This window comes from Nocardioides sp. NPDC057767, assembly GCF_042798275.1.
In the GTDB taxonomy this organism is placed as follows: Bacteria; Actinomycetota; Actinomycetes; order Propionibacteriales; family Nocardioidaceae; genus Nocardioides.
Genome location: NZ_JBHVKJ010000117.1, coordinates 1 through 4,488, shown reverse-complemented (window position 1 = coordinate 4,488; position 4,488 = coordinate 1). Strand labels below are relative to the sequence as shown.

4 protein-coding genes are annotated in these 4,488 nt (G+C 69.0%); 1 reads left to right on the top strand and 3 read right to left on the bottom strand.

What is annotated here, in order from left to right:
• Positions 1-30: 30 nt before the first annotated feature.
• The 3 genes from ACFVDI_RS28495 to ACFVDI_RS28485 are packed head-to-tail and all read right to left on the bottom strand — an operon-like array spanning position 31 to position 2,984.
• Positions 31-1,680 carry a phospho-sugar mutase gene (locus ACFVDI_RS28495; RefSeq protein ID WP_378912245.1) on the bottom strand — a complete coding sequence of 550 codons (1,650 nt, stop codon included), beginning with the start codon at positions 1,678-1,680 and terminating at the stop codon, positions 31-33.
• A gap of 34 nt (positions 1,681-1,714) precedes the next feature.
• A complete protein-coding gene (locus ACFVDI_RS28490) occupies positions 1,715-2,512 on the bottom strand; it encodes a purine-nucleoside phosphorylase (RefSeq protein ID WP_378912244.1) in 798 nt (265 codons plus the stop codon).
• A gap of 19 nt (positions 2,513-2,531) precedes the next feature.
• On the bottom strand, positions 2,532-2,984 hold the full coding sequence (locus ACFVDI_RS28485; protein ID WP_378912243.1) for a gamma-glutamylcyclotransferase family protein: 453 nt from the start codon (positions 2,982-2,984) through the stop codon (positions 2,532-2,534).
• A gap of 71 nt (positions 2,985-3,055) precedes the next feature.
• On the opposite strand from ACFVDI_RS28485, the gene lpdA reads away from it, so the two are divergent.
• Positions 3,056-4,456 (top strand): dihydrolipoyl dehydrogenase, encoded by a 1,401-nt coding sequence (gene lpdA, locus ACFVDI_RS28480; RefSeq protein ID WP_378912242.1) that lies wholly within the window; start codon positions 3,056-3,058, stop codon positions 4,454-4,456.
• Positions 4,457-4,488 lie beyond the last annotated feature (32 nt).

The window sequence follows — 4,488 nt, the reverse complement described above, 5'->3', positions numbered from 1 at the left end:
CTCCCTGGACTACCCGGCCAGGCCGGCAAACTACACGCCGAGCGCGGCCCGGATGTCGACCTTGAGCGCGCCGAGCGCGATCTCGGCTTCGCTACGGGCGTCGGCGAGCGCGGACGCGTCGGCGACCGGTTGCACGACCTCGAGGTAGCACTTGATCTTGGGCTCGGTGCCGCTGGGCCGCACGATCACCCGCGACCCTCCGGCGAGCTGGTAGCGGATGCCGTCGGTCGGTGGGAGCCCGCCGATGCCGGTGGTGAGGTCGTCGAGCTGCTGCACGGTGGCCCCCGCCAGGGCGGTCACCGGCCGGTCGCGGAGCCGCTGCATCGCGGCCGCGATCTGGGCCGGGTCCTCGAGCCGGACGGAGAGCTGGCTGGTGGCGTGCAGGCCGTGCTCGACCGCGATCTCGTCGAGCAGGTCGGCCAGGCTCCTGCCCTCCGCCTTCAGCGACGCCGCCAGCTCGCACAAGAGAAGCAGGGCCGAGATGCCGTCCTTGTCGCGTACGTGCTCGGGGTCGACGCAGTAGCCCAGCGCCTCCTCGTAGCCGAAGGCGAGGCCGGGTGCGCGGGAGATCCACTTGAAGCCGGTGAGTGTCTCTGCGTAGGCCTGCCCGGCGGCCGCGGCGATCTTGCCGAGCAGCGAGGAGGAGACGATCGAGGCCGCGTACGTCCCGGTCACGCCTTTGCGGATCAGGTGGGTCGCCAGCAGCGCACCGACCTCGTCACCGCTCAGCATCCGCCACTTCCTGCCGACCGGGATGGCGGCGGCGCAGCGGTCGGCGTCGGGGTCGTTGGCGATGACCAGGTCGGCGCCCTTCTTGCCGGCCAGCGCCATCGCCCGGTCCATCGCGCCGGGCTCCTCGGGGTTGGGGAAGGCGACGGTCGGAAAGTCGGGGTCGGGCCGCTCCTGCTCCTTGACCACGATCGGTCCGGGGAAGCCGGCGAACTTCATCGCCAGCTGCACCAGGTCGCCGCCGACGCCGTGCAGCGGCGTGTAGACGGTCCTCAGGTCGCGCGGACCGCCCTCCTCGAGGAGCCCGACGACGGTGTCGAGGTAGCTGTCGACCAGGTCCTCGCTGATCGTCTGCCCGGCCGACCCCTGCGGGACCGAGCTCACCTTGTCGACGGCCGCGATGCGCTTCGCGATCTCGATGTCGGCCGGCGGCACGATCTGCGACCCGTCGCCGAGATAGACCTTGTAGCCGTTGTCCTGCGGCGGGTTGTGGCTGGCCGTGACCATCACGCCCGCGCTCGCGTCCAGCGCCTTGACTGCATAGGCCAGCACCGGGGTCGGCAGCGAGCGTGGCATCACCAGCGCGTGCAGGCCCGCTCCGGTCATCACCCGGGCGGTGTCCTGGGCGAAGACGTCGGAGTTGTGGCGGGCGTCGTAGCCGATCACCACCGGCCCCTGCGCGCCGGTGGCGAGCAGGTAGCGCGCCAGTCCCGCGGCGGCCTTGATCACGACCACCCGGTTCATCCGGTTGGGCCCGGCACCGAGGGCGCCGCGCAGCCCGGCGGTCCCGAACTGCAGGGTGCCCGAGAACCTGTCGGCCAGCTCGGCGACCACGCTCGGGTCGGAAGAGGACAGCAGGCTCTCGAGCTCCGCCCGGGTCTGTGCGTCGGGATCGTCGGCGAGCCATTCCCTGGCCTGGACGACGAGCGCGGACTGATCGGTGGGGACCATGGACCAGACCCTAGGTCATCGGGTGCCCGGAGGCTCAGATCTTGGGCAACAGATCGCCGAGAAGTGCGCCCATCCGAGTCGCGGCGTTGCGGCCGGCCTCGAGGACCTCGGCGTGATCGAGCGGCTGGTCGGAGATGCCGGCGGCCAGGTTGGTGACCAGCGAGATCCCGAGGATCTCCATCCCGGCCTCGCGGGCCGCGATCGCCTCGAGGGTGGTCGACATGCCGACCAGGTCGCCACCGATGATGCCGGCCATCTTCACCTCAGCCGGGGTCTCGTAGTGGGGGCCGGGGAACTGGACGTAGACGCCCTCGTCGAGCGAGGCGTCCACCTCCTTGGCGAGGCCCCGCAGACGCGCGGAGTAGAGGTCGGTGAGGTCGACGAAGTTGGCGCCGACCAGTGGGGAGGTGGCGGTCAGATTGATGTGGTCGCGGATCAGGACCGGAGTGCCCGGCGACCAGGACGGGTTGAGTCCCCCGCAGCCGTTGGTGAGCACCATCGTCGAGCAGCCGGCCGCGGCCGCGGTGCGGACCGGGTGCACGACCGCGTCGACGCCCTTGCCCTCGTAGTAGTGGGTGCGGCTGAGGAAGACCAGCAGGTTGCGACCGCTCGCCGACCGGATCGAGCGGATCTTGCCGCTGTGACCGACCACCGCGGCGGCGCTGAATCCGGGCAGGTCGGTGGTGGCGATCTCGGTGTAGTCCTCGCCGAGCGCCTCGGCGGCGGGCAGCCAGCCCGAGCCCAGCACCAGCGCGATGTCGTGATTCTCGACACCGGTCTTCTCCGCGAGCGCGGCGGCGGCTTCCTTGGCGAGTTCGTAAGGCGTGGTCACTCGCTGATTCTAGACTCGCTCAGTCGTTGGACCGGCACGGACGCGTACGCAGCGCATGTACGTAGTCGTCGGGTGCCCCGGCCGCCTCGGCGGCATCGGCCAGCGCGCCCAGGTGGCGGGCGTACGGGATGCCACCCTCGTACGTGTCCAGGACGTAGGTCTCGCAGAGCAGCTCCCCGGCGAGCGCGGCGATCCGCACCTTGGTCTTGAAGTAGAGGCCGATGTCGGCCAGCTCCCACTTCTCCAGAGCCTCCATGTCCTGGTCCACCACGTCGTAGACCGCCACGAAGACCTGCTCGAACGGGTCTGGGACGATCGTGGTCGTCGGACCGTCGCCGAGCACGTTGTCCTCGCCTCCGAAGGTGAGCCGCCAACCGTCCAGCCACCCGGTCGTACGCAACGGCGAATGCGGACACCGCTCACTCATCAGCGCCGGGTCGAGATTGACGCCATAGGCCGCGTAGAGAGTCACAGGTCACGAGGTTACCGCCCAGTCCTCACCCGCTTGGGATCTATCTGCTAATGGCGGTCTACCCTTGTTGCGTGACCCACTTTGATGTTCTCGTCCTCGGCGCTGGCCCCGGTGGCTACGTCGCCGCCATCCGTGCCGCTCAGCTCGGCAAGTCCGTCGCCGTCGTCGAGAAGCAGTACTGGGGTGGTGTCTGCCTCAACGTCGGCTGCATCCCCTCCAAGGCGCTGCTCCGCAACGCTGAGATCGCGCACATCATCACCCACGAGAAGAAGACCTTCGGGATCTCGGGGGACGCGACCATGGACTTCGGCGCGACGTGGAAGCGCAGCCGCAGCGTGGCCGACGCGAGCGCCAAGGGCGTTCACTACCTGATGAAGAAGAACAAGATCACCGAGATCGACGGCTGGGGCACCCTCACCGGACCGAAGTCGATCGACGTCGAGGGCAACGACGGCGCGAAGAACTCCTACACGTTCGACAACCTCATCATCGGGACCGGCGCGACCGTCCGCTCGGTCCCGGGCGTCGAGCCCAACGGGCAGAACATCGTGACCTACGAGGAGCAGATCCTCACCGAGCAGCTGCCCAGCTCGATCATCATCGGAGGCTCGGGTGCGATCGGCGTCGAGTTCGCCTACGTGCTGAAGAACTTCGGCGTGGACGTCACGATCGTGGAGTTCCTCGACCGGATGGTGCCGACCGAGGACGCCGACGTGTCCAAGGAGCTGCTGCGGCAGTACAAGAAGCTCGGCGTCAACGTGCTGCTCTCGACCGCCGTCAAGGGCGCCGAGGACACCGGCTCCGGCGTGAAGGTCAGGGTGGCTCCGGCTGCCGGCGGCGAGGAGCAGGTGCTCGAGGCCGACAAGTTCCTCGCAGCCTTCGGATTCGCCCCGCGGGTCGAGGGCTTCGGCCTGGAGAACACCGGCGTCGAGCTCACCGAACGGGGCGCGATCGCGGTCGACGGGCGTGGTCGCACCAACGTCGAGGGCGTCTACGCCATCGGTGACTGCACCGGCAAGCTGATGCTCGCCCACACGGCTGAGGCGATGGGTGTGGTCGCTGCCGAGACCATCGCCGACGCGGAGACCATGGAGCTCAACTTCGACATGATCCCGCGCGCGACGTTCTGCCAGCCGCAGATCGCGTCGTTCGGCTACTCCGAGGCGCAGGCCAAGGAGAAGGGCTACGACGTCAAGACCTCCTCCTTCCCGTTCTCCGCGAACGGCAAGGCCCGCGGCATGGCCGAGGGTGTCGGCTTCGTGAAGATCGTCGCCGACGCCGAGCACAACGAGATCCTCGGCGCCCACATGATCGGCCCCGAGGTCACCGAGCTGCTGCCCGCGCTGACGCTCGCTCAGCAGTGGGACCTGACCGCCGACGAGGTCGCGCGCAACGTGTTCGCCCACCCGACGCTCTCGGAGGCGATGAAGGAAGCGATCGAGGGCATCGCGGGTCACATGATCAACCTCTGATCTGACCGATCTGACGTGACGAGGCCCGGATC

Excerpts from the sequence above, each read along its gene's own strand:
- ACFVDI_RS28495 (WP_378912245.1), bottom strand. The coding sequence starts at position 1,680 with ATGGTCCCCACCGATCAGTCCGCGCTCGTCGTCCAGGCCAGGGAATGG.